The sequence below is a fragment of the Streptomyces sp. NPDC054872 genome (assembly GCF_053610705.1).
The window spans coordinates 82,734-104,139 of the sequence record NZ_JBSGYY010000025.1 but is presented as its reverse complement, the minus strand read 5'-3'; the positions used below and the strand labels follow the sequence as shown (position 1 = coordinate 104,139).

Here is a 21,406-nt window from a genome sequence, read left to right as displayed (position 1 = left end):
GCGCCTCACGACGTCCCTCCGGACACGGGCGGGGGCGGTGGTTGTGTCCAGGGGTTGGGTCCCGCGCCGGGCACCGCGCAGTGCACCCCGGCGCCCCGTTGCACGGCGGTGCGCCCGGCGAGGCGGGCCAGTGCGGGCGGCACTCCGTAGACGAGGTGGCAGAACTGCTCAGGGGGGTGTCGGGCCGTCCAGGGCGGGGCGGCGAAGGAGCGCAGATACGTCGTCCAGTGCCCCTCGAACGTGACGAGCAGGTCGGCGGCGCGGGCATAGCCGGGCGCCGGATGGACGCCCGGGTTGAGGACCACCGTGTCCGCGCCCCGCTCCCGCAGCGAGCGGACCATGCGCCGGCAGTGCCGCAGCTCACGGCGCCCGGACGCGACCTGGTCCAGGAAGCAGCCGTCGACCCCGTACCAAGCGCGGTGCCGGTCAAGGTCGTCGGCGACGTCGGCCAGCGGCCGCTCACCGTACGCCGTGTCGACGTACCCGAGCACCCGCACCCCCGCCTCGCGCAGGGCCCGCGAGGCGGCGGTGAAGGCGGGGTCGGGTGCCGCGCCCGGGCCGTCGGCGGCGTTCAGGACGACGCCGTACAACTGGGGCGCGGCCGCCACCAACGCCTGCCAGGCCGCGGGGTCCGCGGCCGGGTGGACGTACAGCGGCACCAGCAGGGTCATCGCGCGTCCCCGCCGGCCGGCGCGAGAGGCGGCGAGCCGTCGGCGCGCTCCGGCCGGGTCCGGGGCGCACCGTCCGCGGTCCACAACGCGGTCACCGAATCCCGCAGGGAGTGCGTCGGCGTCCAGCCCAACTCCCGCTGTGCGGCCCCGATGTCGGCGCACTGCCAGGGCACGGCCACCGACCGGCCCACCTTGCCGAGGGACTCCTCGACGCGTCCGGTGAAGCCCGCGGCGCCGACCAGACCGTGCACCAGATCGCGCACCGGCACGGCACGGCCGCTGCCGATGTTGAGCAGGCGCGGCAGCCGCCCCGGCAGGCTCACGGCCAGCGCGACGGCGTGCGCCACGTCGCGTACGTCGACGAAGTCCCGGTACGCGGAGAGGTCGCCGAGGTGGACGGTGGCGTGCGGGGTCCGGGCGACCGCGCGGCCGAGGTCGGCGGTGAGCCGCCCCGGCAGTCCGGCCCGGGGTGCGCCGGGGCCCACCGGGTTCGTGACACGCAGCACGAGCGAGTCGAGCCGCGCGTCGAGGACGGCCAGGGTGCCGGCCAGCTTCGTGGCTCCGTACGGGGCGACCGGGCGGGCGCAGGCTTCCTCCGCCGTGCGCTCGCCGATGCCGGTCGGCCCGTACTCGGCCGCCGAGCCGAGGTGCACCAGGCGCGCGGCGGGCACCGCCGACTGCATGGCCTCGCACAGGGCGGCCGGGCCACGGGCGTTGGCCTCGGCGAGGGCCAGCGCGCTGCCGCCGACCGCGCCCACGCAGTTGACCACGGCGTCGGGCTCGGCCCGGGTCAGCTGCTCGGCCAGCGCGGCGGGCGTCATGTCGGCGAGGTCGACCCGGAGGTCGTCCGAGGGGGCGCGGCCGCCGCGGAGCAGCCGCACGCCCGGCAGGGCGTGCAGCCGCTCGGCGATGTGCCCGCCCAGGTACCCGGTGGAGCCGAGGACGAGGATGCGCACGGTCCCCTCACGCTCCCTTGAGGAGAAGGGAGCGGTGCGAGGTGAACTCCGCGTTGGCACGGTCGTAGTCGTCCGGGCGTCCGATGTCGAGCCAGTATCCGTCGAACGCGTAGGCGTGCGGCGGGGTCTCGGTCTTCAGCAGGTCGATGACGAGCTCGTCGAAGCCGAGCGGCAGGCCCGGCGTGTAGGAGGCGAGCGTGTCGCGCGAGAGTCCGTACACCCCCATGGAGACGCGGTAGTCCACGCTCGGCTTCTCGGTGAAGGCGACCACGCGCTCCGATTCGGTGGTCAGCACGCCGAAGTCGATGCGCACCTGACGGGCGTACGTGGCGATGGTCAGCGGCGCCCCTGACGTGCGGTGGCTGTTCAGGACGTCCGCGTAGTCGAGGTCGGTGAGGATGTCGCCGTTCATCACGATGAAGTGTTCGGGCAGCCGGTCCATCATGGTCAGGAGCGGGCCCATGGTGCCGAGCGGGCTGTCCTCCGTGGAGTAGCCGACGCGCAGGCCCCAGCGGGAGCCGTTGCCGACGTACGCGCGGATGATGTGGCCCAGATGGCCGATCGCGATGGTGCAGCTGGTGAAGCCGGCGCTCGCCAGCTGGCGGAGGACGATCTCCAGGATGGCGTGCTGGTCGCCGATCGGGACGAGCGGCTTGGGCAGCGCGGTGGTGTACGGCCGGAGCCGGACGCCCTTGCCCCCGGCAAGAATGACTGCGTGCATGGTTGTCTCCCCTGTGAGTGACCAGAAGCGGTCAAGTGGCCAAATGCGCAGGTGTACTGACGGGCCTTCAGTGCCGTTCGGGGGGTTCAGATGTTGTAGATGTCCGTCTTGTAGCGGGCCAGGTTGGCCGGGTCGCGGAAGAACTCGATGGTGCGGGCCAGGCCTTGTTCCAGGTCGTGCCCGGGCGCCCAGCCGGTGGCCGCGCGCAGCCGGCTCGCGTCGGCCACCAGGCGCATCACCTCGGAGGCCGCGGGGCGGATGCGCTGTTCGTCCTCGCGCACGTCGAGGTCGGCCTCCATCACCTTGCCGATGAGCCGCACCAGGTCGCCCACGGAGATCTCGCCGCCCGTGCCCGCGTTGAAGGTGCGGCCCACGACCGCGTCCGCGGGCGCGGTGCCGACGGCGATGAAGGCCTGCGCGGTGTCCGCGACGAAGGTGAAGTCGCGGGTCGGCCGCAGGTCGCCGAGGGTGATCTCCCGTGAGCCGGAGGCCACTTGGCCGATGACGGTCGGGATGACGGCCCGCATCGACTGGCGCGGCCCGAAGGTGTTGAAGGGGCGCAGGGTGACCACGGGAGTCTCGAAGCTCGCGTGGTAGCTGTCGGCGAGCCGATCGCCGCCGGCCTTCGAAGCGGCGTACGGGGACTGGGTGTTGATGGGGTGGTCCTCGGTGATCGGCACGGTCTGCGCGGTGCCGTACGTCTCGCTGGTGGAGGTGTGCACCAGGCGGGGGATCTCCAGGTGGCGCACGGCTTCGAGGACGTTGAGCGTGCCGGTCACGTTCGTGTCCACGTAACTGTGCGGGGCCTGGTAGGAGTACGGGATCGCGATGAGGGCGGCCAGGTGGTAGACGGTCTCGGCGCCGGTGACCAGGCCGCGGACCGAGCCGGGGTCGCGTACGTCGCCGAGGACGATCTCGACCTCGGCGAGCACCTCGGGTGCGAGGGTCTCCAGCCAGCCGTAGGAGGAGAAGGAGTTGTACTGCGCCATCGCGCGGACCCGGTGACCCGACGCGACGAGCGCCTCGGTGAGGTGCGAGCCGATGAAGCCTTCGGCTCCGGTGACGGCGACGAGTGGTGCGGATGCCATGAGTGCTCCTGATGCTGGGACGGTGACGGAGGTGGTGCGGGCGGGCGGGGGCCGGGCCCAGTGGATGCGGCGCGGGTCGGCTCAGGCGTGCGCCGTGGGCCTGCCCAAGTGGTGGACGGCGACGGCGAGGAGCGCCGACGCGGCGGCGCCGCAGCCGATGAGTTGGGCGGTGGGCGTCGAGACGGTGCCGGCGAGCGGCAGTGCCGTCGCGAGGGCCGCGGCGGCGAGGCAGGGCGCGGCGGACGGCCAGGCCGCGCCGAACGCCTGGAGGAGCAGGGCGATCCACAGCACGGCCCCGAGCAGGAGGAGCCGGGTCACGCCCGCGCCGACGAGTACGGCGCCCAGGGCGAGCGGCACGAGATAGGCGGTGCCGCACACGGCGAGCGCACGCGCGGAGCGCAGCCTGAAGCCTCGTGGAGTGGTCGAGGCGTGCAGGGCGGCCACGGCGAGACCGCGGTAGCGGTAGAGGAGCCACTCGGCGAGGCCCATGCTGAGCGTCAGCACGATGACGGCGTACGGCTCCTGGTGTCCCGCCACCGCGGTCAGCGCGCCGGCCGCGAGCCCGAACAGGCCGTACGGGAGCGAGTGCGCCAGGTGTGGCGCGGGGCCCGGCACCGGTGTCGTCCGCAGCGCCGAGCGCAGGGCGTGCCCGGCGGCGGCCGCCGCGAGCAGGACGGTGAGCAGCGGCAGTCCGACGCGCAGGAGTTCCGGCGGCTGCCACCACGGCAGGGCGGCCGCGCCCGCCACGACCGGCAGGAGCGCCGCCGCGAGGATCTTCTCGTGGCCGAGCACCAGGAGCAGCCCGGCCGCGGCGAGGTAGCAGGACTGCCCGACGGCGAACAGCGCGGCGGCTCCCGGGCCCGCGACAAGCAGGCCGGTGACCGACGCCGCCACGATGCCGAGCGGCGCGCCGGCCAGCAGGGTGCGCCCCGCCTCGTGCCGCCCGGTCGCGAGCCTGCTGTACGCGCGGTGGCTCAGCGCCTGGGACCAGGCCCAGGACACCAGGGCGGCGGCGATCAGCCCGTAAAGACCGGAGGCCGGCCCCCAAGCGCCCTGCGCCAGTACGTAGGCCGTGCCGGGGAGCGCGAAGAGCAGCCCGCGCAGGGCGCAGCGCAGGTGGTCGGGGCGCCAGGGGTCGGGCGGCACAGGCGGTTTCGGATGGCTGCGCGGCACCCGCCGGAAGACGGCGTCGGCCAGCGAGAACAGATCGGGGTGCCCATAGGTCTCCTGGATCCTGTCGCCGGTCAGGCCCTGCGACTCGAGGAGCGCGGCGACTTCGTAGGCGTGCACGGCCGCGCCCGCCTCCTCGGCGAGTTCGGCGGCGAGCCGGTCCACGGGGTCGTCGGCCCTGGCGGGGCGCAGCGCGACGCCGGGGCGTGTGCGGGGCCGGTTGTCGTGGGGGCCGGTGCGGGGTGGACGCGCCAGGCGCAGGGCGAGGGTGTCGTCGGCGCCGTAGGCCTCGCCGTGCTCCGCGCCACGGGCGTGTCCGCCGCGCGGTCTGAGAGGGAGGGGGCCGCTCATCCCGCCACCTCGCCGGGGACCGGGAGGTGGTGATTGACGAACTCCGGTTGATACAGGCCCTGTTGACCTGGAGTGGCCAGCTCCTCGTAGATCGAACGGAACGCGTCGACCGTCTGGCGGAGCGTGAACTGCTCGATCACGCGCAGCCGGGCCGCCTCGCCCATCGCGGCGCGGCGTGCGGGGTCGCGGAGCAGCTCGACGACGGCTCGCGCCATGGCCTCCGGCGCGCGCGGCGGCACCACGAGTCCGGTGGGACCCACGGCCTCGCGCACCCCGCCCACATCCGTGGAGACGGTGGCCCGCCCGCAGGACATGGCCTCGATCAGGGTGAAGGGGAAGCCCTCGCTGATGCTGGACAGCATCACCACGTTGCCCGCCGAGTAGGCGTCCTTGATGTGCTCCACGCGGCCCTCGAAGACCACCGCGTCGCCGTGGCCGAGCTCGGCGGCCAGGGCTTCACAGCGCTCGCGGTAGGCCTCACCGCCGCGCGGGGTGCCACCGAACAGGCGCAGTCTCGCGTCCGGGATCTCCTGCCTGACCAGCGCGAAGCTGCGGATCAACGTCTCCAGGTCCTTGATGGGGTCGACCCGGCCCGCCCAGCTCAGGGTGGGGCTCAGCGGTTCGGGGCCCGCGGGCGGGAAGGCCTCGGGGTCCACGCCGTTGTAGACGGTGCGGATGAGGGAGGGTTCCGCGCCGCCGCGCTCCTCCCAGAGGCGGTTGTAGCGGTTGCCCGGGGTGATCAGGGAGGCCTGGCGGTACGTTTCCTCGGCGAGCAGCCGGAAGAACCCGAGCAGCAAGGCCTTGACGGGCCAGCTGTACGGTCCCGTGCGGTAGCCGAGGTAGCGCTCGCGCAGATACACGCCGTGCTCGGTCAACAGCAGCGGCACGCCGTTGAGTTGGCGTCCCACCAAGCCGGGCATGGCCGCGATGCCGCCGCTCACCGCGTGTGCGACGCCGCTCTCCGGAGGCCGGGCGGCGAGCGGGCGCAGCGCGTGTTCGAGCAGGCTGGTGGCGGTGACCGCGTCGTGCAGCGTCGGCCGCGCCTCGGCGGTCGCGCGCCCGGGGGCGTTCCACACGGAGGTCAGGACGTGTACCGCCCGGTCGGAGCGCAGCGCGGGTGCCAGGGCGCCGTCGCGGGCGTGCCGGGCGAGGTCGTGCAGCGCGGGGGCGAAGCCGTCCTCGGCGGCCGGGTCGAGCAGTGCGGTGAGGAACTGCTCGTAGGAGCCGAGGAGTTGGCGTCGGCGTCGGCCGCGCGGCGGGTGACCGGTGGGGGTCGGGCCCCACATGGGCAGGCAGACGGGCTCGTCGACGTGCGGTGGCAGCTCCCAGGCGAGGCTCTCGCGGCCGGTGCCGGTGACGGCGAGCACGCCGAAGTCGACGTCGGGCATGCCGCGGACGAGTTGGTCGCACCAGACGCTGACGCCACCGTGGCTGTGCGGGTACGTGCCTTCGGTCAGCAGGGTGACGCGGGTCCGTGCGGGCCGGCGCGACGGAGCGGGGAAGGGTGCCGGTATCGGCACGGGTGAGGGCGAGTCGGACATGGTGGGCTCCGCGGGTGAGATACGAACGCGAGGGAGCCGACGGCGGCGCCCGCCCCGGTGGGCCGGGGTGGGCGCGTTCCGTGAACGGCGGCATGCGGGTCGTACGGCGCGGGGGGATGGTGGTGCGGTGGTGCCCCTGACCGCCGGGGCGGTGCGGGGCGACTTCTCGGGCCCGGTGACCGGCCGGGAGGGGCCGGCCGGCCACCGGGTGCGACCGTCAGGTCAGCGCCGGGTCGGCAGCGCGCGTGGCGTGTGGCCGTCGGTGCCGGGCTTCACGTACGTGGCGGCGCCGGGCGGGACCGGCAGCTTTTTGGCCGCCTTCGCGATGCCTGGCTCTCCGGCCGCCTTGGCCGAGGCCGGCGCGGACGGCAGGTTGAGCGTGACGCGGCTCTGGAGGAGCGACGGGGACACCCAGCCGGAGGTTCTTCCCGCGTACGCGGACCCGAACGGGTCGGTGCCAAGCAGGAGTTGCTGCACGGTGCCGGTGGGCATGGTGGCACGGACCGCCACGCCGGCCGGGGCCTGGACGGTCACCTTGCCGCCGATCCGGTAGGCGGTGACGCGGCCCGCCTTGACGGCTGTGTCCCAGGCCGCGCGGGAGCGCAGCTCGCCGCCGATGCCGGCCATCCGGAGGTTGACCACGGGGGCGTTGTCCGCGAACAGCTCGCCGTACGCGTCGAGGACGGAGCCGAGCACGGGGTACGCGATGCGGTCCTCGGCGAGGTTCGACTGGTGGATGAAGTGCGGCCTGGGGTCGTTCGCCAGGACGTGCCCCATCGCGATCGTCGACTCCACAGGGACGATGTGGTCCTGGTAGCCGGTGGCGGGGTCGAGGGGGCCTTCCAGGCAGGTGGCGACGGAGGAGTTCTCACAGACACCGCTGCCGCCGTCCGCCTTGCGGGTGTAGATCCAGTTGTACTCGTCGATCTGCTCGCTGGTGCGGCCCGCGTTGTAGAAGACGTTCATCGGGAAGCGCGGCACGGTCAGGGCCGAGCCCACCGGGCGCTGTCCCCGGTCCCGCGAGTTGTCCGAGCCGAGCCAGGTCACGCCGTTGTCCCGCAGGGCCGTGCTCAGGTTCGGGTTGTCGTCGGGCTGCTGCGGGAGGACCTTGAGGCCCGAGTGCTCTCCGGTCACCAACTCGTCGTTGTCGAGCGGGAGTCCGGCGCGCTGCCCCCAGTTGCGGTTGTCGGAGATCTGCTGGGAGATCTCCGTACGCGAGACGTAGCGCGTGCCGCCGTCGGCGTTCTTCGCACAGACCCACGGCACGACGCTGACGTCCTGGACGCAGCCGAGGAAGGGGTGGTTGTAGGTGTGGTTGATCCAGCGGTGCTCGCCCCGGTCGGCGATCAGCCGGTCCGCCAGGGGGTCGGCGCCACCGTTCTCCTCGCGGAAGAGCTCGCTGCCACCGCCGTTGAAGGCCATGTCGAGCGGGAACTTGCGCCCCTTGGACCACTGGGCCGCGTAGGCCGCGTCGTCGGCGGTCATCCGGATCGGGTCGGGTGTGCCCTGGCCCGGCGCGCAGTCCACGTCGCCGGGGGTGCAGTTGAGCTCGCTGTCCCAGCGGTCGTCGGCCCCGAAGACGTCGTCGACGTGCACGGCGAAGTAGTTGCGGGACGAGCCGAGCTGGACGCCCTGGGTCATCCAGTCCACGATGCCGCGGGCGAGGAGCCGGAACTGCTGCTGATGCTGGTTGTAGACGAAGGTCACCACCAGCTCGCGCCGCCCGTCGTGGCGGTACTCACCGACCAGTGAGCCGCGGTCCGAGGTGCCGGGGATCGGCGCGTCCACGTAACTCGTGAAGTCGGCGCCCGGTGCGGGCTCGGACAGGAAGCCGTAACTCTCGTTCGTCGTGGGGGCGTTGTCCTCGAAGGGCACCTGTCCGGCGAGGTAGCCGAAGGGGCCGCCCTTGCCCGCCGTGGTCACCTGGGCCCGCACCCCGTCGAGCGGACCGCTGAACTCGGGTGTCTGCAGCCCCGCTTCGGGCCTGGCGTACGTGTAGGCGTCGACCTGCGGGATGGCGTAGGTCTGCTCGTAGGAGGCGAGGGCGGCCATCTCGGCCGAACCGGCGGTGAACGGGTTGTCGTTGGGCAGCACGACGGCCTGGAACTTGGCGCGCGCCCTGCCGTCGACGGTGTCCGCGAGGAACGCGGCGTCGATCACCGGCCGTCCGCTCTGCCGCAGGTCGACCGTCGTGTACGGCGTGCCCTGCCCGTCGAGTTCGGCGGTGATCGCGGCGGTGGCGGGGCCTCCGTCGGTCACCACCAGGACGCGTAGGTCGATGCGTGGCAGCTCGGCCGCCGATGCCGGCGTGCCGGGCAGCGCGAGCGCGAGAAGCAGAGCGGCGGCGCCGAGAGCCGTCGCTCGTGCGGTGTGATTCATGCGGTGTGTGGTTCCCCTCCACGGTCGGACCGAGGGGATGTCTCCACCCCACGGCCCACCCCCCCAACGACCCGTCCGGCACATCGCAGTGCGTGTCCGTGTCGCTCTGACGCGTCACATAGTGCGTCCCACCTGTGGGGCCTGTGCGGATTCTGTGAAACCTGGCGGAAAAATGCTGGCGAACCCTCAGCGGTGCGAAATGAGGGACATGGGATGAGTGATGAGCCCACGGAACCTGGCGTTCCGGGACGCCGTGGCCGATCAGAGGGGTCGCCACCTCTCCCGCCACCGGTAGGTGCTGAATACACGTGCCAACCCCCGGTTCGTTCACATGGCACCGAAATCGATGCCGCGCCGAACAGTAATGAATCAGCCAAGTCAGCCGACCCGGCCCCGCCGCGCCTTCTTCCGGAAAGCGCGTTCTGACCTGCACGGCAAGCGCGTTCCATGAACATCGGGGGGCGCGAATCAGGGCGTGATCGGGGGCGCGCGAGGGGGCGCTGTTGCTTTCCCGGCGTCCGGGGGTGGTGGCGCGGTGGGCGTAAGCCCGCGACCCGCACCAATCCGGCACACGCCTGCCGCCGCCACCTCCTCCCACGCCCGGGGCCCGCGTTGCGCCAAGCAGGCCCTTCTCTCCCATCAATGAGGGCGTCGAGCAATCCATGAGGTCTTCGGTGCCGGATACCTCATGTGATGACAGAGCGAGAAATCTTGCGCCGACCGGTCGACCGGTGGCGTTTCCCGGCAGCCGCCCTGAGCGGGCTGCTTGCGGGGTTCGCCGCGCTCGCAGTCGCGGAACTGGTGTCCGCGGCGGTGCGGCCCGAGGCCGGCCCGGTGGTGGCGGTCGGGGGCGCGGCGATCGACCGCACCCCCGCGCCCGTCAAGGACTGGGCCATCCAGCAGTTCGGCACGGACGACAAACTCGTCCTGCAATCAGGCATCCTCGCGGTACTCGCCCTGCTGGCGCTCGTGCTGGGGCTCCTCTCCCTGCGCCACCGCCTTGTCGGTGCGGCGGGAGTGCTGCTCTTCGGGGTGATCGGTGCGACGGCGGCCACCGGACGCCCCGACTCCACCGGCATCACCGACGCGCTGCCCTCGGTGGCGGGGTCCGTCGTCGGCGCCGCGCTGTTGTACTGGCTCGCGGGCCGCCTCGTCCTTCGCCCCGTGGGCAAGGCTTCTGAGCCGACGTCAGCGCCGGACGGTGTCGATCGGCCGGAGTGGGACCGTCGCGGGTTCATCATCGCGGCCGGCGCCGCTGCCGCCGCGTCTGCCGGAGCCGGCGTACTCGGACGATCGCTGAACGCAGCGGGCGGCCGGGACGCCATCGCCTCGCGGAACCAGATCAAGCTGCCCGCCCCGGCGTCGGCCGCGAACCCGGTGCCCAGGAGCGCCCGGCTCCGGGTGCCCGGCATCAGTCCGTTCGTGACGTCCGCCAAGGACTTCTACCGGGTGGACACCGCGCTCGTGGTCCCCAAGGTGAACGCCGACACCTGGCGTCTGCACATCCACGGCAAGGGCGTCGACCGGCCGACGACCCTCACCTTCCAGGACCTGCTGCGGCGGGAGCTGATCGAACGCGACATCACCCTGACCTGCGTGTCGAACGAGGTCGGCGGCCCGTACGTGGGCAACGCCCGATGGATCGGCGTGCGCCTGGCCGACCTGTTGACGGAGTGCGGGGTGGAGCCCCCGGCGAAGGGCGGACCCGCGGACCAGCTGGTCGCCCGATCCGTGGACGGCATGACCATCGGCACCCCCGTCGACGACGTGATGGACGGCCGCGACGCGATGCTCGCCCTCGGCATGAACGGCGAGCCACTGTCGTTCGTGCACGGTTTCCCCGTACGCATGCTGGTCCCCGGCCTCTACGGCTACGTGTCCGCCTGTAAATGGATCAAGGACATCGAGCTGACCACGTTCGACGACTACGACCCCTACTGGGTGAAGCGGGACTGGGCGCGCAAGGCGCCGATCAAGACCCAGTCCCGGATCGACACCCCCAAGCCCTTCGCCCGGCCCAAGGCGGGCACGGTGATGGTCGCGGGCGTCGCGTGGGCCCAGCACCGGGGCATCGACAAGGTCGAGGTACGCGTGGACGACGGCCCGTGGCAGCAGGCCGATCTGGCCGCGGAGGACACCCGGGACACCTGGCGGCAGTGGTCCTTCCCCTGGAAGGCGACCTCGGGGGGTCACACGCTCACGGTGCGGGCCACCGACCGCACGGGCGAGGTCCAGACCGAGAAGCGCACCCGCACGATTCCCGACGGGGCCAGCGGCCGCCATTCGGTGGTGGTCGACGTCGACTGACCACGGCAGGCCGAGGCCCCGGCGACGCGATGACTGTGACCATCCCACGATTCACTCGTTTGAACGTGGTCAGGACGCAACGTCGTCAGCCTTTGGAAGGCTTCTTGATCAATGAGCACATCGCAACGGCCCTCGGCGAAGGGGTCCGGGCGGGTGGCCCTTGACCAGGCCGAGGCCGTCATCGTCGACCAGTACACCCGGCTCGTACGTCTCGCCTATCTCACCCTCCCCCACTCGCTGGGCAGGCACCGGCGCGTCTTGGTCGCCCACGCTCTGGTACAGCGCGCGCTGCCCGGATTCCGCGTCGGCCGAGCCGCGCCCCGCGTGCCCGAGCAGCGGAGGGTCACGCCCGACCCCGTGGTGGCGAGCACACGGGCGCGCGTGCTGCGCTCGGCGCTGGCGCACGACCGCCGTCCGCGCGGCTGGCCCGGCTTCCTCCCGCCTCCCCGCGCGCTGCGCCCCATGCTCCCGGTGGTCTGGGGGCTGCGGCTGTTCCCGCGCGCGGGCGGCACCGAGGAGGTCGCTCTGGGACAGGCACTCGCCGAGGTTCCCGCGGCCGCCCGCGCGGCGTTCGTGCTGCTGCAGTTGGACGGGCTGCCCCGCTCCGAGGTCGCCGAGTTGCTCACCGCCGCCCAGGTGCCCCGGCCCGACGAGGCGGTGCTCGCCGCCTGTGACGTGGCGACGACCGCGGGCCCGGCGGCGGAGGCGCTGCTGCGTTCGCGGGAGTTCGACGCCTGTTCCGTACAGACCCGTCCGACCGATCTGCTGCGCCGCAGACGCCGGTACCAACTGGCCTGGCTCACCGCAGGGATCGTCGGCCTGTGTTGCGCGGTGCTGCTGGCGACCGTCGGCTCCGCGCCCTCGGGAAAGCCCTCCCGAGCTGCCGACGTACCCCTCGCCTTCGGCCCCGGCGAGTTGCTCCGTACCTCCGGCGACACCTGGGCCGACACCTCGCGGGTGGACTTCACCGCGTGGCCGGCCCGGGGCGCGCGCACCGACGACGACGCGCTGATCACGCGCGCGCTCGGCGCCTGGACCGATCCGCCGTCCGGCACCCGGGTCCGCGTCGCGAAGGCCACCAGTGCCGAACCTCCGCCCAGGAACACCCAGTTGCTGTACGCGGATGTCGTCGGCCGGGAGGCTGTCGTGCTGTTCCACGACGGCCGGCGCGTGGTGCGCTACGGCGAGCCGCTCGCTTCGCCGGGCGACGCGTCCCTGGACATCTCCCGTTCCGACGAGGCCGACGTGACCACGGCGGCCGCGCTCGCCGTCAGCCGTGCATCGGGCAAGGTCCGCTATCTGACCGCGCCTTGGATCGCCGAGGCGCGGACGCGCGACCTGTTGGCCCCCGAGTCCCCCGGGCGTCCGCTCGACGTGTCGGACGAGGGCCTCACCGACGCCGTCGCCGAGCCACCGGGCAACGGAGCGTGCGACAGCCTGCCAGTGCTGCAACTGCGCTCCTCGAGCCGGATCGTCGAGAAGCACGCCTTCCTCGTGGCCGACCTGGGCGGCCTCACCCCCGTGCATCTCAGCTACACCCCGCTGCCCGGCACCGGAGCCCCGCCCCGGCAACCCCGCGAGGCGACCGGCAGCGCGGCACTGCGGAGCTGGGCGCACACCGCGTGCCGCCTCCCCGGACTGCGGGAGAGCGGCGTACGGGCAGTCAACCAATGGGAGTTCGCCGAGCAGGACCTGCCCGAGCGGGGAGGCCGCGCGGTGTGGTCCTGCACGCGTGCCTCCACCTGGCGCGGCCCCGGCGACGTCCTCGTGCAGTTCCGCACGTCCACGGCGTCCCCCACCGCACCGGCGAAGGTCGTCGGGCGGGCACGGTCGACCGCGGCCTGCAGCCGCTTCGGCCAGCACATCGTGGCCGGCGCTCCCTGGACGGCGCCCTCCGGGCGCCACTACCTCCTCGCCGCGGGCAGCCGAGAGGTCGAAGGGATCGAGGTGACCGGTGACGTCGAAGCGACCGAGCGTGGGCGCACGCTGGCCGTCAAGGCTCCCAAGAACCCCGACACGACAGTGCGGGCGCGCCTGACGGACGGTGAGAGGCTGGACGAGGTCGGCTCGCGCTCCGTGCGCTAGTCGGACCGGACGGAGCCGACGCGCGGCCGGAGGGTCGGCCGCGGAGGCGCGGGCAGATGGGGACGGAGAATCCGGGGCAACCGCGCCGTACGAGCAAGCCGAGAAGCGGCGCGGCTCCGAACCAGCCACGTCGGCCACGTCCACCGCGTTCGTGCGGTCGGCCGCGTTCGTGCGGTCGGCTACGTTCGCGCGGTCGGCTACGTTCGTGCGGCCGGCCATCGACAGTCGAGGAGTCCCTGTGTCCTTTCCCGACGGCCCGCGCCCGGCGCTGGTGCTGAGCAGACCGGTCGAGAAGCCACGTGCCGCCGTGCTTCTGCTGCACGGCGGCCGGGAACACGGGACCGACGTACCCCCGCCATGGAACCTGCCGGGCGCGCGGCTGCGCCTCTTCGAAGGCGCGATCCGCCGGTCCACGGCGGGCGGCGCGGTGCTGATGGGTCGGGTGAGCTACCGCGTCCGGGGCTGGAACGGAGAGCGCGAGGACCCTGCGCGGGACGCCCGCCAAGCCCTGCGCGAGCTGGAGCAACTCACCGGGGACGTGCCGGTCGTCCTGGTCGGGCATTCGATGGGGGCCCGCGCCGCACTGCGCGCCGCCGGAAACCCGCTGGTCCGAGGGGTGGTCGGCCTGGCCCCCTGGTGCCCGGCCGGGGAGCCGGTGGCGCACCTGTGTGACCGGCGCGTGGCGCTGCTGCACGGCGACCAGGACCGTACGACCGCCCCCGAGGCCTCCCTGGACTTCGCGTCGCGCGCCGGTGCCGCGGGCGCAGAGGCGGCCACCGTGCTGATGCCCGGCGGTGACCACGCCATGCTCAGACGCGCCCGCGTCTGGCACGCCCTGACGGCGAAGACCGTGGCCGGATTTCTGGGCCTCGCCGAGCTGCCTGCCGCGCTCGCCGACCAGCTGCACGGCACGCCCGGCGGGCGGCGAGGCGCGCCTGGACTCGGACGATCCGACGACGGGTGTGCGTGACATCCCTGATGCCGATGGCTACGCCGCCCGCAAGAAGCGCCCCACGGATTCTTTTCAAGGCCATTGCAGGCACCGTAAGTTGACGTGCGGAGACGATGAACTCGCGTCTGCCACGAGGCGCGACTCTGGCAGTAGCGGGGCAGGAACCTCCTCACACCGGTCCCCCTCGGGCAGCGCACCGCCGGCGTACGACCGCCGGGGGCCCGGACGGTGTGTGTCCACGGAAGGGAGAGGCGGCATGACCGCCATGTCCGAGAGGCAGCGCGAGGAACGGCTGGCGTCCGCGTTCGTGGATCTCGCTGCCCCGGTGCGCGAAGTGAGCGTGCCCGATGCACTGCACGCACTGACCGAACACTGTGTGGATCTGCTGGAGGTGTCGGCGGCCGGGGTCATGCTGGACGTTCCGCACGGCCGGCTCGTGGAAGTGATGGCCTCCGACGAGTACACCCGCTCACTGGAACTTCTCGGCCTCGAATGGGACGAGGGCCCGCTCCTGGACTGCCGTCGCTCCGAGGCAGACGTAAGCGAGTTCCGTCTTGACACCGAGCCCGCCTGCGCGCGGTGGCCCCGGTTCACGCCGCGCGCCCTGCTGCTCGGCTTCACCTCGGTCGCGACGGTCCCGCTGCGCTGCCGGGGCACGGTGGTCGGCGCCCTGAGCCTCCTCCACGACCGGCCGACGCCAGTCGACGACACCCGGCTGCGCCTGGCCCAGGCCCTGGCGGACACCGCCACGGCCTGCGTCATCACCCGGCAGACACTGCATGAGCAGCGGACGCAGATCGCGCAGCTTCAGGACGCCCTTGAGTCCCGCATCCTCATCGAACAGGCCAAGGGTTTCCTCGCCAACTCCCGCGGATGCAGCGCGGACCAGGCCTTCATCCGCATGCGGACGTACGCCCGCAACCGACGGCTCAAGCTCTCCGACGTGGCCCGCCAGGTCCTGAACGGCGGGGTAGCGGACAGCCTGCTCCGTCCCGAACGCTGAAGTCAGCGACGCCGGATGACACACCTGAGCACGACGCCGAGCCCGGCTCCATCTACCGCGACACTCCAATGACGAGCCGGAAACCGCCCGCCTCGCGGGTGCGAACGGATCGGTGCGAACGGATCGGTGCGAACGGATCGGTGCGAGACGATCGGCGCGATCGGTCGGAAGCGTGTCCTCGGCCTCAGTCGGAGTGGAGAGACCGGCTCAGTCCGCTTCGGGACGTCGGCCGCCAGTGCCGCTCCTGCCCGAGCCTCGGTGACCCCCTCCTCTCCGCCCTCCGCCCTCCCTCGCACCCCGCCGTCTCATTCATGTGCTCTCTATGTGAGACGGCGTTTCGGGATCTCCGCGGGATGTTTATGGTGGTGCGCATGTTCGGACCCGCTCGTCAGCTCGCTCTCGCGCTCTTCGCGGCCACCCCGTGGAGCGTGGACGACGCGCTCTGTCGCCGCTGACGCCTCCCTCAGCGCGCTCTCGCCACTGACGCCGCATCCGGCGCTCGGTCGCCGCTGACGCCACACTCAGCGCTCCGCGCTCACGCGATCACCGCCTGTCCGACTCCCCTCCCGCTCCCGGAGACCCCCTTGACCACCGCTCCCGATGCCGGGGCGCCGCCCCGTATCGCCGTGCTCCCCCCTTCCCCTACCTCCGCCCCCGCACCGCGGGCCGAGGCCTTGCCGCCGGTCCGCCGCGTGCCGCTGGCGGTCGCGGGCGCCATCGGCGTCGCGCTCACCGGCTATGTCTTCGCCCAGCACGGGGCCAAGCCCGGCACCCTGCTGCTGCTCGGCATCGGACTCGGGGTCGCCCTGTTCCACTCCCGGTTCGGCTTCACCTCCGCCTGGCGGCAGCTGGTGGCAGTCGGCAACGGGACCGGGCTGCGTGCCCACACCCTGCTGCTCGGCACCACCGCGACGCTCTTCGCCCTGATCATCGGCACTGGCAGCGGCCTGTTCGGTTCAGTGCCCGCACCCAGCGCAGGGCCGATCGGAGTGGCGCTGCTCATCGGCGCCTTCCTCTTCGCCATCGGTATGCAGCTCGGCGGCGCCTGCGCTTCCGGGACCCTCTTCGCCGTCGGATCCGGCCAGGGCACCATCGTGCTCACCCTCCTCGGCTTCATCACCGGCTCCACTCTCGCCGCCTGGCAGTTCGGCCTCTGGAACGATCTGCCGGCGCTCGACCCGTACGTGCTGTCCGACCACGTCGGCTGGTTCGGCTCCTGGGCGGTGACGATCGCGGCGCTCGCCGCCATCTGGTTCATCGCCCGCGCCGTGCAGGCCCGCCGCAATCCCCCGCCGGTCGGCACCCCGCCGTCGGCGCGCGGCGCCCTCCGCCGTGCGGTCAGGGGCTCCTGGCCGCTGGCCGCAGGAGCCATGGTGCTCGCGGTGCTCGGCGCCGGCGTCCTGCTCGTCTCGGGTGGCGCCTGGGGCGTCACCAGCGCGTTCGCCCTGTGGGGCTCGAAGGTCGTGGGCGCACTCGGCGGCACGCCGGAGACCTGGGCGTTCTGGCAACAGCCCGACAGCGCGGCCCAGCTGTCGGGGCCGGTGCTCGCCGACAAGAACAGCCTCACCGACATCGGCATCGTGGTCGGCGCGGCCGTCGCAGCGGCGGCCGGCGGCGTATGGCAGCTGCACCGCAACATCCCGGCGCGCACAGCGCTCGCCGCTGTCATCGGCGGCATCCTGATGGGCGTCGGCGCCCGCCTCGCGGGCGGCTGCAACATCGGCGCCTACCTGGCGGGCATCGCCTCAGGTTCCCTCCACGGCTGGATCTGGGCAGCCGTGGCCATCCTCGGCACCTGGGCCGGCCTACGCCTGCGCCCGCTGTTCGGCCTGGGCAACCCGAAGCCGACGGACAGCGTCTGCTGACTGGCGGCTCCGTTGACGCCGGTCGGCTCTGATGTCACCGATCGGCGCCGTTGTCCGCGCCCCGGCCGGCAATCCGCCGGCTCGGGCACGCCGCGGCACCAGCTTCAGACCGAGCCGGTCAAACGGACCTGGCTCCGGTCAAGCGGACTTCGCTCCGGCAGGCCCGCCCACGACCGTGAGCAGGTCCACGACGAAGATCAGCGTCGAGCCCGCCGGAATCAACGGAGAGGGTGACTGCTTGCCGTAGCCAAGACGCGGAGGAACGATGATCTCGCGCCGGCCGCCGACCTTCATTCCCCTCACTCCCCTGTCCCAGCCCTTGATGGCCCTGCCACCGCCCACGGCGAACTTGAACGGCGCGTCCCGCTCCCAGGAGGAGTCGAACTCTTTCCCGGACGCGAACGTGACCCCCACGTAGTGGACTTGCACGACCCTGCCCGGCAGCGCCTCGGGTCCGTCCCCGATCACGAGGTCCCGGATCGCCAACTCGGTGGGCGGATCACCCTCCGGAACCTCAACTCCCGGCTTGTCCAGTTCGCTCATCACGGTCCCATCGCTCGCCACCGGAATCCCCGCACGGTCCGGCCGGACACATGGACATTCCATGCGGCAGGCGATCACGCTACCGGCAATCCCCATGCTCAGACGTACGCCCCTGTCACGGAACGACGTACGCCCCCCTGCGACGGAACACAGCTCTCTCATCGGAGGGCCGCACCGGAACGAGAGCGGCCGCCTTCACCCCGCACTCGGGCGTGAAGTCAGCGGTGCCGATGGTGCGTCCGCAGCGTTCCCGTGCGCGTCCCGTCCCGCTCCCCCTCGGTTTGGTACCTTTCACTGGACACGTTAATCGATCGGATGTTCGTTTTCTGGGATCTCCGAGACGTCCGTTGTCGGCAGTAGACGCTCACGTCCTCCGACGTGCGGCGTGCCACACCATCGGACCGGGTGAAAGCTCATGGCAGGAACCGATCACGAAAAGGCGCTGGACACCGCGCTCGCACAGATCGAGCGGAAATTCGGCCGGGGTGCGGTCATGCGCCTCGGCGAGCGGCCCCATGAGCCCATCGAGGTGATCCCCACCGGATCGACCGCGCTGGACGTGGCGCTCGGTGTGGGCGGTCTGCCCCGCGGCCGCGTGGTGGAGGTGTACGGTCCGGAGTCCTCCGGCAAGACGACGCTGACGCTGCACGCGGTGGCCAACGCGCAGAAGGCCGGCGGTTCGGTGGCGTTCATCGACGCCGAGCACGCCCTGGACCCGGAGTACGCCAAGAAGCTCGGCGTCGACACCGACAACCTCATCCTGTCCCAGCCGGACAACGGCGAGCAGGCGCTGGAGATCGCCGACATCCTGATCCGCTCCGGCGCGATCGACCTGATCGTCGTCGACTCCGTCGCGGCCCTGGTGCCACGCGCCGAGATCGAGGGCGAGATGGGCGACTCCCACATGGGTCTGCAGGCCCGCCTGATGAGCCAGGCACTCCGGAAGATCACCAGCGCGCTCAGCCAGACGAGGACGACGGTCATCTTCATCAACCAGTTGCGCGAGAAGATCGGCGTGATGTTCGGCTCGCCGGAGACCACGACCGGTGGCCGTGCACTGAAGTTCTACGCCTCGGTGCGGCTCGACATCCGCCGGATCGAAACCCTGAAGGACGGTGCCGACGCGGTCGGCAACCGCACCCGCGTCAAGGTCGTCAAGAACAAGGTCGCGCCGCCCTTCAAGCAGGCCGAGTTCGACATCCTCTACGGCCAGGGCATCAGCCGCGAGGGCGGCCTGATCGACATGGGCGTGGAGAACGGCTTCGTCCGCAAGGCCGGCGCCTGGTACACGTACGAGGGCGACCAGCTCGGCCAGGGCAAGGAGTACGCCCGCAACTTCCTCAAGGACAACCCCGACCTCGCCCACGAGATCGAGAAGAAGATCCTCGAGAAGCTCGGAATCGGGGCACCGGCGAAGACCGCAGTCGCCGAGGACGCGGGCGCCGCACCGGTCCCTGATGCCGCACGGGCACCGGCGGGGAACACCGCCTGACATGCAAAGGGGCGGGGGGCGGCCCGGCCGGGTGGTTCCAGACCCGTTTCACCGACCTTGAGGACCGGCACCGCGAAGGAGTTGCAGGTCTCAACCAGCGGTTGCGGTGCGGCGGTGTTCGGCGTTGATCCGCTGGGCTTCCTCGAGCTGGTCTTCCAGGATGACGATGCGGCAGGCGGCCTCGATCGGGGTGCCCTGGTCGACGAGTTCCCGGGCGCGGGCGGCTATGCGCAGCTGGTAGCGGGAGTAGCGGCGGTGGCCGCCCGCGGAACGCAGCGGGGTGATCAGGCGGGCCTCGCCGATGGCGCGCAGGAAGCCCTGGGTGGTGCCGAGCATCTCGGCGGCCCGGCCCATGGTGTAGGCGGGGTAGTCGTCGTCATCGAGACGGCTGAACGAGTCGTCTGCTGTCATCGGCACCTCTCTACAGAACGCATTGGGAAACATACCTATGGAACGCGTGGAGGGGCCCGGGTGCCGTACTGCTGCTGGCACCCGGGCCCCGAAGGAACTGCTACACCATCTGCCGGCCCTGATCCTGCGCCGGCCTTCTGTTTCCGCCGACCCGACCTGGAAGTCGTCGGGGTTGCGGGGATCGCGGTTGCTTGACCGGAGACCACCTCACTATCGATGTCCTGCGGTACCCGGGCTCAAGACTTCCGCCCGGGCGATCCTGATGGCGCCTGGCTCCTCCGTTCTTCCCTCTTGAATCACTTGCCTTACCTACGCGAACTGCGTCCTGCTGGGTGATGCGAACTACTGGTGACCTGAGTAAGCGTCACGCTTCGGCAGCCAGCCCCGTCGCCACTCCTGCATCCGCTCCGGCTTAGAACCCCACTGCCGAACCTCCCGGTGCGCGCGCCCGCAGCCGACGCCTTCACCGAGGTGCTGCTCAGTAACTTCACTGCTGGGTACCGCAACCTCCACTTACGGGTACTGCACCTGCTTCAACTGCGGTCCTGCTCGTGGCGGCCCCTGATCACTGCGGGCCACCCGGTCCGGTCGTCAGCCCCGTCGCCGTCCTGCAACCGCTCTGGCTTCGAAGCTCCACCACCGCACCGTCCTGCGAACTGCACTTGCGGGTACTGCTGCCCGGCAGTTCATCCCTGCCGGGCCCTGCTGCCTCTCCGGGTTACGAGAGAAACCATAACCACACCACCACGCAATGTCTACTCCGGCCGACATAGATTTCCGCACGGCTGCCAGTGAGGCAATCGACCTCGAACGGCGACGCAGGGTGGGGGGAGGCATCCACCGCCTGGTTTTCGGGCTACCTGCCGGGGCACAGGTCCGGAAAGGACAGGACCGGACACCACGCCATAGACCGGAATAACAGCCTGATGGACACGATGAGCGTCAACGTCGCAACCACCCACGCCACGACATGCGTCGCCGACGCACGCCAGAGCGCCCGAGATTTCGTCGGGGGGCTCGTGCCGGTGATGACAGCCGAGGCCGCCGACACCGTGACCCTGGTCGTCTCGGAACTCGTGACCAACGCCCTGCGCCACGGGGGCGGCACGTGCATCCTGGACCTGATCCCATACGCGGACAGCATCGAAGTAGCCGTACATGACCGCAGTCAGCAGGCTCCGCGCATGCGCGCGCCCGACCTGAACGGCGGCACCGGAGGCTTCGGCTGGCCCATGGTCAACCGCCTCGCCCGCACCACCGCGGTCACGCGCCTGGCCTCCGGCGGCAAGACAGTGAGCGCGCGTCTCGCCCGATAGCACCGCCGTTGAAGCCGCTGGAGCGCCACCGGCGAATACACTTCGCCCATGCCGAAGCATGATGATGAGCTGCTCGTCGCCATCGCCGCCCTGGTGGAGTCCGGGGAGAGCAACCAGATGTCCCTGACCGTCGTCACCGGCGGCGCCGTCATCACCGGCCGACTGGCTCCCGAGACGGTGTGGCGCCAGCGTGTCGCGGAGGTCCTGACGGACTCCACCCACCTGGGAGAGTTCTCCGTCATCTTCGATACCGCCGCGAAGAAGAACGGGCCACCCACGCATCTGCACTTCCACGTCGCCCGGATCCTGCAGGGCACGGTGGGTATCCCCGAAACCGGCGGCATGTACCGCGTCGCGATCGAGGACATCAACGCCTGGACCGTGGGCGACTTCAGCTATTCCGACCACTGAGTCGCGTACACCGGCGTCCACATACTTTGAGCCCGCGCCCCCTTGCCCCCCAGTCAAGTGCACGATTCCGGCTCGGAGTTCTGAAGCCCCGTTGGCGCCCGTACGACGCTATACGCGGAAGTACGGCGCCGCTGGGTCCTTCAC

The 21,406-nt window shown here is 71.8% G+C and carries 17 protein-coding genes; 8 read left to right on the top strand and 9 right to left on the bottom strand.

Features of this window, described 5'->3' with window-relative positions:
• Positions 1-5: 5 nt before the first annotated feature.
• The 7 genes from ACWGIH_RS27630 to ACWGIH_RS27600 all read right to left on the bottom strand — a co-directional run bounded on the left by ACWGIH_RS27630 (position 6) and on the right by ACWGIH_RS27600 (position 8,877).
• Positions 6-671: a spherulation-specific family 4 protein gene (locus ACWGIH_RS27630; RefSeq protein ID WP_453450480.1), complete on the bottom strand. Its 666-nt coding sequence runs from the start codon at positions 669-671 to the stop codon at positions 6-8.
• A complete protein-coding gene (locus ACWGIH_RS27625; protein ID WP_453450479.1) occupies positions 668-1,627 on the bottom strand; it encodes an NAD-dependent epimerase/dehydratase family protein in 960 nt (319 codons plus the stop codon). The genes ACWGIH_RS27630 and ACWGIH_RS27625 overlap by 4 nt, the downstream gene beginning before the upstream one ends.
• 7 nt (positions 1,628-1,634) lie before the next feature.
• Positions 1,635-2,348: a nucleotidyltransferase family protein gene (locus tag ACWGIH_RS27620; RefSeq protein WP_453450478.1), complete on the bottom strand. Its 714-nt coding sequence runs from the start codon at positions 2,346-2,348 to the stop codon at positions 1,635-1,637.
• Positions 2,349-2,434: 86 nt separating this feature from the next.
• Positions 2,435-3,436 carry a GDP-mannose 4,6-dehydratase gene (locus tag ACWGIH_RS27615; protein WP_453450477.1) on the bottom strand — a complete coding sequence of 334 codons (1,002 nt, stop codon included), beginning with the start codon at positions 3,434-3,436 and terminating at the stop codon, positions 2,435-2,437.
• Between the two features lie 81 nt (positions 3,437-3,517).
• Positions 3,518-4,957: a hypothetical protein gene (locus ACWGIH_RS27610; protein WP_453450476.1), complete on the bottom strand. Its 1,440-nt coding sequence runs from the start codon at positions 4,955-4,957 to the stop codon at positions 3,518-3,520.
• Complete coding sequence (gene pelF, locus ACWGIH_RS27605; protein ID WP_453450475.1) at positions 4,954-6,498, bottom strand: GT4 family glycosyltransferase PelF; 1,545 nt, start codon at positions 6,496-6,498, stop codon at positions 4,954-4,956. The genes ACWGIH_RS27610 and pelF overlap by 4 nt, the downstream gene beginning before the upstream one ends.
• Positions 6,499-6,720: 222 nt before the next feature.
• Positions 6,721-8,877: a hypothetical protein gene (locus tag ACWGIH_RS27600; RefSeq protein WP_453450474.1), complete on the bottom strand. Its 2,157-nt coding sequence runs from the start codon at positions 8,875-8,877 to the stop codon at positions 6,721-6,723.
• Between the two features lie 693 nt (positions 8,878-9,570).
• On the opposite strand from ACWGIH_RS27600, the gene ACWGIH_RS27595 reads away from it, so the two are divergent.
• The 5 genes from ACWGIH_RS27595 (at position 9,571) to ACWGIH_RS27575 (ending at position 17,089) form a co-directional block, all read left to right on the top strand.
• Entirely contained in the window at positions 9,571-11,184 is a 1,614-nt protein-coding gene (locus ACWGIH_RS27595; protein WP_453450473.1) for a molybdopterin-dependent oxidoreductase, read from the top strand.
• A gap of 111 nt (positions 11,185-11,295) precedes the next feature.
• Complete coding sequence (locus ACWGIH_RS27590; protein ID WP_453450472.1) at positions 11,296-13,269, top strand: hypothetical protein; 1,974 nt, start codon at positions 11,296-11,298, stop codon at positions 13,267-13,269.
• Between the two features lie 238 nt (positions 13,270-13,507).
• A complete protein-coding gene (locus ACWGIH_RS27585; RefSeq protein ID WP_453450471.1) occupies positions 13,508-14,239 on the top strand; it encodes an alpha/beta hydrolase in 732 nt (243 codons plus the stop codon).
• Positions 14,240-14,477: 238 nt separating this feature from the next.
• Positions 14,478-15,224: an ANTAR domain-containing protein gene (locus ACWGIH_RS27580; RefSeq protein WP_453450470.1), complete on the top strand. Its 747-nt coding sequence runs from the start codon at positions 14,478-14,480 to the stop codon at positions 15,222-15,224.
• Positions 15,225-15,808: 584 nt separating this feature from the next.
• The gene (locus tag ACWGIH_RS27575; RefSeq protein ID WP_453450469.1) at positions 15,809-17,089 is read left to right on the top strand and encodes a YeeE/YedE family protein; all 1,281 of its coding nucleotides are present in this window, start codon (positions 15,809-15,811) and stop codon (positions 17,087-17,089) included.
• Between the two features lie 138 nt (positions 17,090-17,227).
• Here the strand turns inward: ACWGIH_RS27575 and ACWGIH_RS27570 are convergent, their stop codons facing one another.
• Entirely contained in the window at positions 17,228-17,632 is a 405-nt protein-coding gene (locus ACWGIH_RS27570; protein WP_453450468.1) for an FKBP-type peptidyl-prolyl cis-trans isomerase, read from the bottom strand.
• Between the two features lie 415 nt (positions 17,633-18,047).
• Here ACWGIH_RS27570 and recA point away from each other — a divergent pair, with 415 nt between their 5' ends.
• Positions 18,048-19,124 carry a recombinase RecA gene (gene recA, locus ACWGIH_RS27565; RefSeq protein ID WP_453450467.1) on the top strand — a complete coding sequence of 359 codons (1,077 nt, stop codon included), beginning with the start codon at positions 18,048-18,050 and terminating at the stop codon, positions 19,122-19,124.
• A gap of 90 nt (positions 19,125-19,214) precedes the next feature.
• On the opposite strand, the gene ACWGIH_RS27560 is transcribed toward recA, so the two are convergent.
• On the bottom strand, positions 19,215-19,535 hold the full coding sequence (locus ACWGIH_RS27560; protein ID WP_453450466.1) for a MerR family transcriptional regulator: 321 nt from the start codon (positions 19,533-19,535) through the stop codon (positions 19,215-19,217).
• A gap of 926 nt (positions 19,536-20,461) precedes the next feature.
• Between ACWGIH_RS27560 and ACWGIH_RS27555 the strand changes: the two genes are divergently transcribed.
• Entirely contained in the window at positions 20,462-20,851 is a 390-nt protein-coding gene (locus tag ACWGIH_RS27555) for an ATP-binding protein (protein WP_453450465.1), read from the top strand.
• A 48-nt stretch (positions 20,852-20,899) separates the two neighbouring features.
• Positions 20,900-21,262: a hypothetical protein gene (locus tag ACWGIH_RS27550; RefSeq protein ID WP_453450464.1), complete on the top strand. Its 363-nt coding sequence runs from the start codon at positions 20,900-20,902 to the stop codon at positions 21,260-21,262.
• The last annotated feature ends 144 nt before the right edge of the window (positions 21,263-21,406 follow it).

Coding starts and splice junctions, on each gene's coding strand:
- ACWGIH_RS27630 (WP_453450480.1), bottom strand. CDS start 671: ATGACCCTGCTGGTGCCGCTGTACGTCCACCCGGCCGCGGACCCCGCG.
- ACWGIH_RS27620 (WP_453450478.1), bottom strand. CDS start 2,348: ATGCACGCAGTCATTCTTGCCGGGGGCAAGGGCGTCCGGCTCCGGCCG.
- ACWGIH_RS27615 (WP_453450477.1), bottom strand. CDS start 3,436: ATGGCATCCGCACCACTCGTCGCCGTCACCGGAGCCGAAGGCTTCATC.
- ACWGIH_RS27610 (WP_453450476.1), bottom strand. CDS start 4,957: ATGAGCGGCCCCCTCCCTCTCAGACCGCGCGGCGGACACGCCCGTGGC.
- pelF (WP_453450475.1), bottom strand. CDS start 6,498: ATGTCCGACTCGCCCTCACCCGTGCCGATACCGGCACCCTTCCCCGCT.
- ACWGIH_RS27600 (WP_453450474.1), bottom strand. CDS start 8,877: ATGAATCACACCGCACGAGCGACGGCTCTCGGCGCCGCCGCTCTGCTT.
- ACWGIH_RS27595 (WP_453450473.1), top strand. CDS start 9,571: ATGACAGAGCGAGAAATCTTGCGCCGACCGGTCGACCGGTGGCGTTTC.
- ACWGIH_RS27590 (WP_453450472.1), top strand. CDS start 11,296: ATGAGCACATCGCAACGGCCCTCGGCGAAGGGGTCCGGGCGGGTGGCC.
- ACWGIH_RS27580 (WP_453450470.1), top strand. CDS start 14,478: ATGACCGCCATGTCCGAGAGGCAGCGCGAGGAACGGCTGGCGTCCGCG.
- ACWGIH_RS27570 (WP_453450468.1), bottom strand. CDS start 17,632: ATGAGCGAACTGGACAAGCCGGGAGTTGAGGTTCCGGAGGGTGATCCG.
- recA (WP_453450467.1), top strand. CDS start 18,048: ATGGCAGGAACCGATCACGAAAAGGCGCTGGACACCGCGCTCGCACAG.
- ACWGIH_RS27560 (WP_453450466.1), bottom strand. CDS start 19,535: ATGACAGCAGACGACTCGTTCAGCCGTCTCGATGACGACGACTACCCC.
- ACWGIH_RS27555 (WP_453450465.1), top strand. CDS start 20,462: ATGGACACGATGAGCGTCAACGTCGCAACCACCCACGCCACGACATGC.
- ACWGIH_RS27550 (WP_453450464.1), top strand. CDS start 20,900: ATGCCGAAGCATGATGATGAGCTGCTCGTCGCCATCGCCGCCCTGGTG.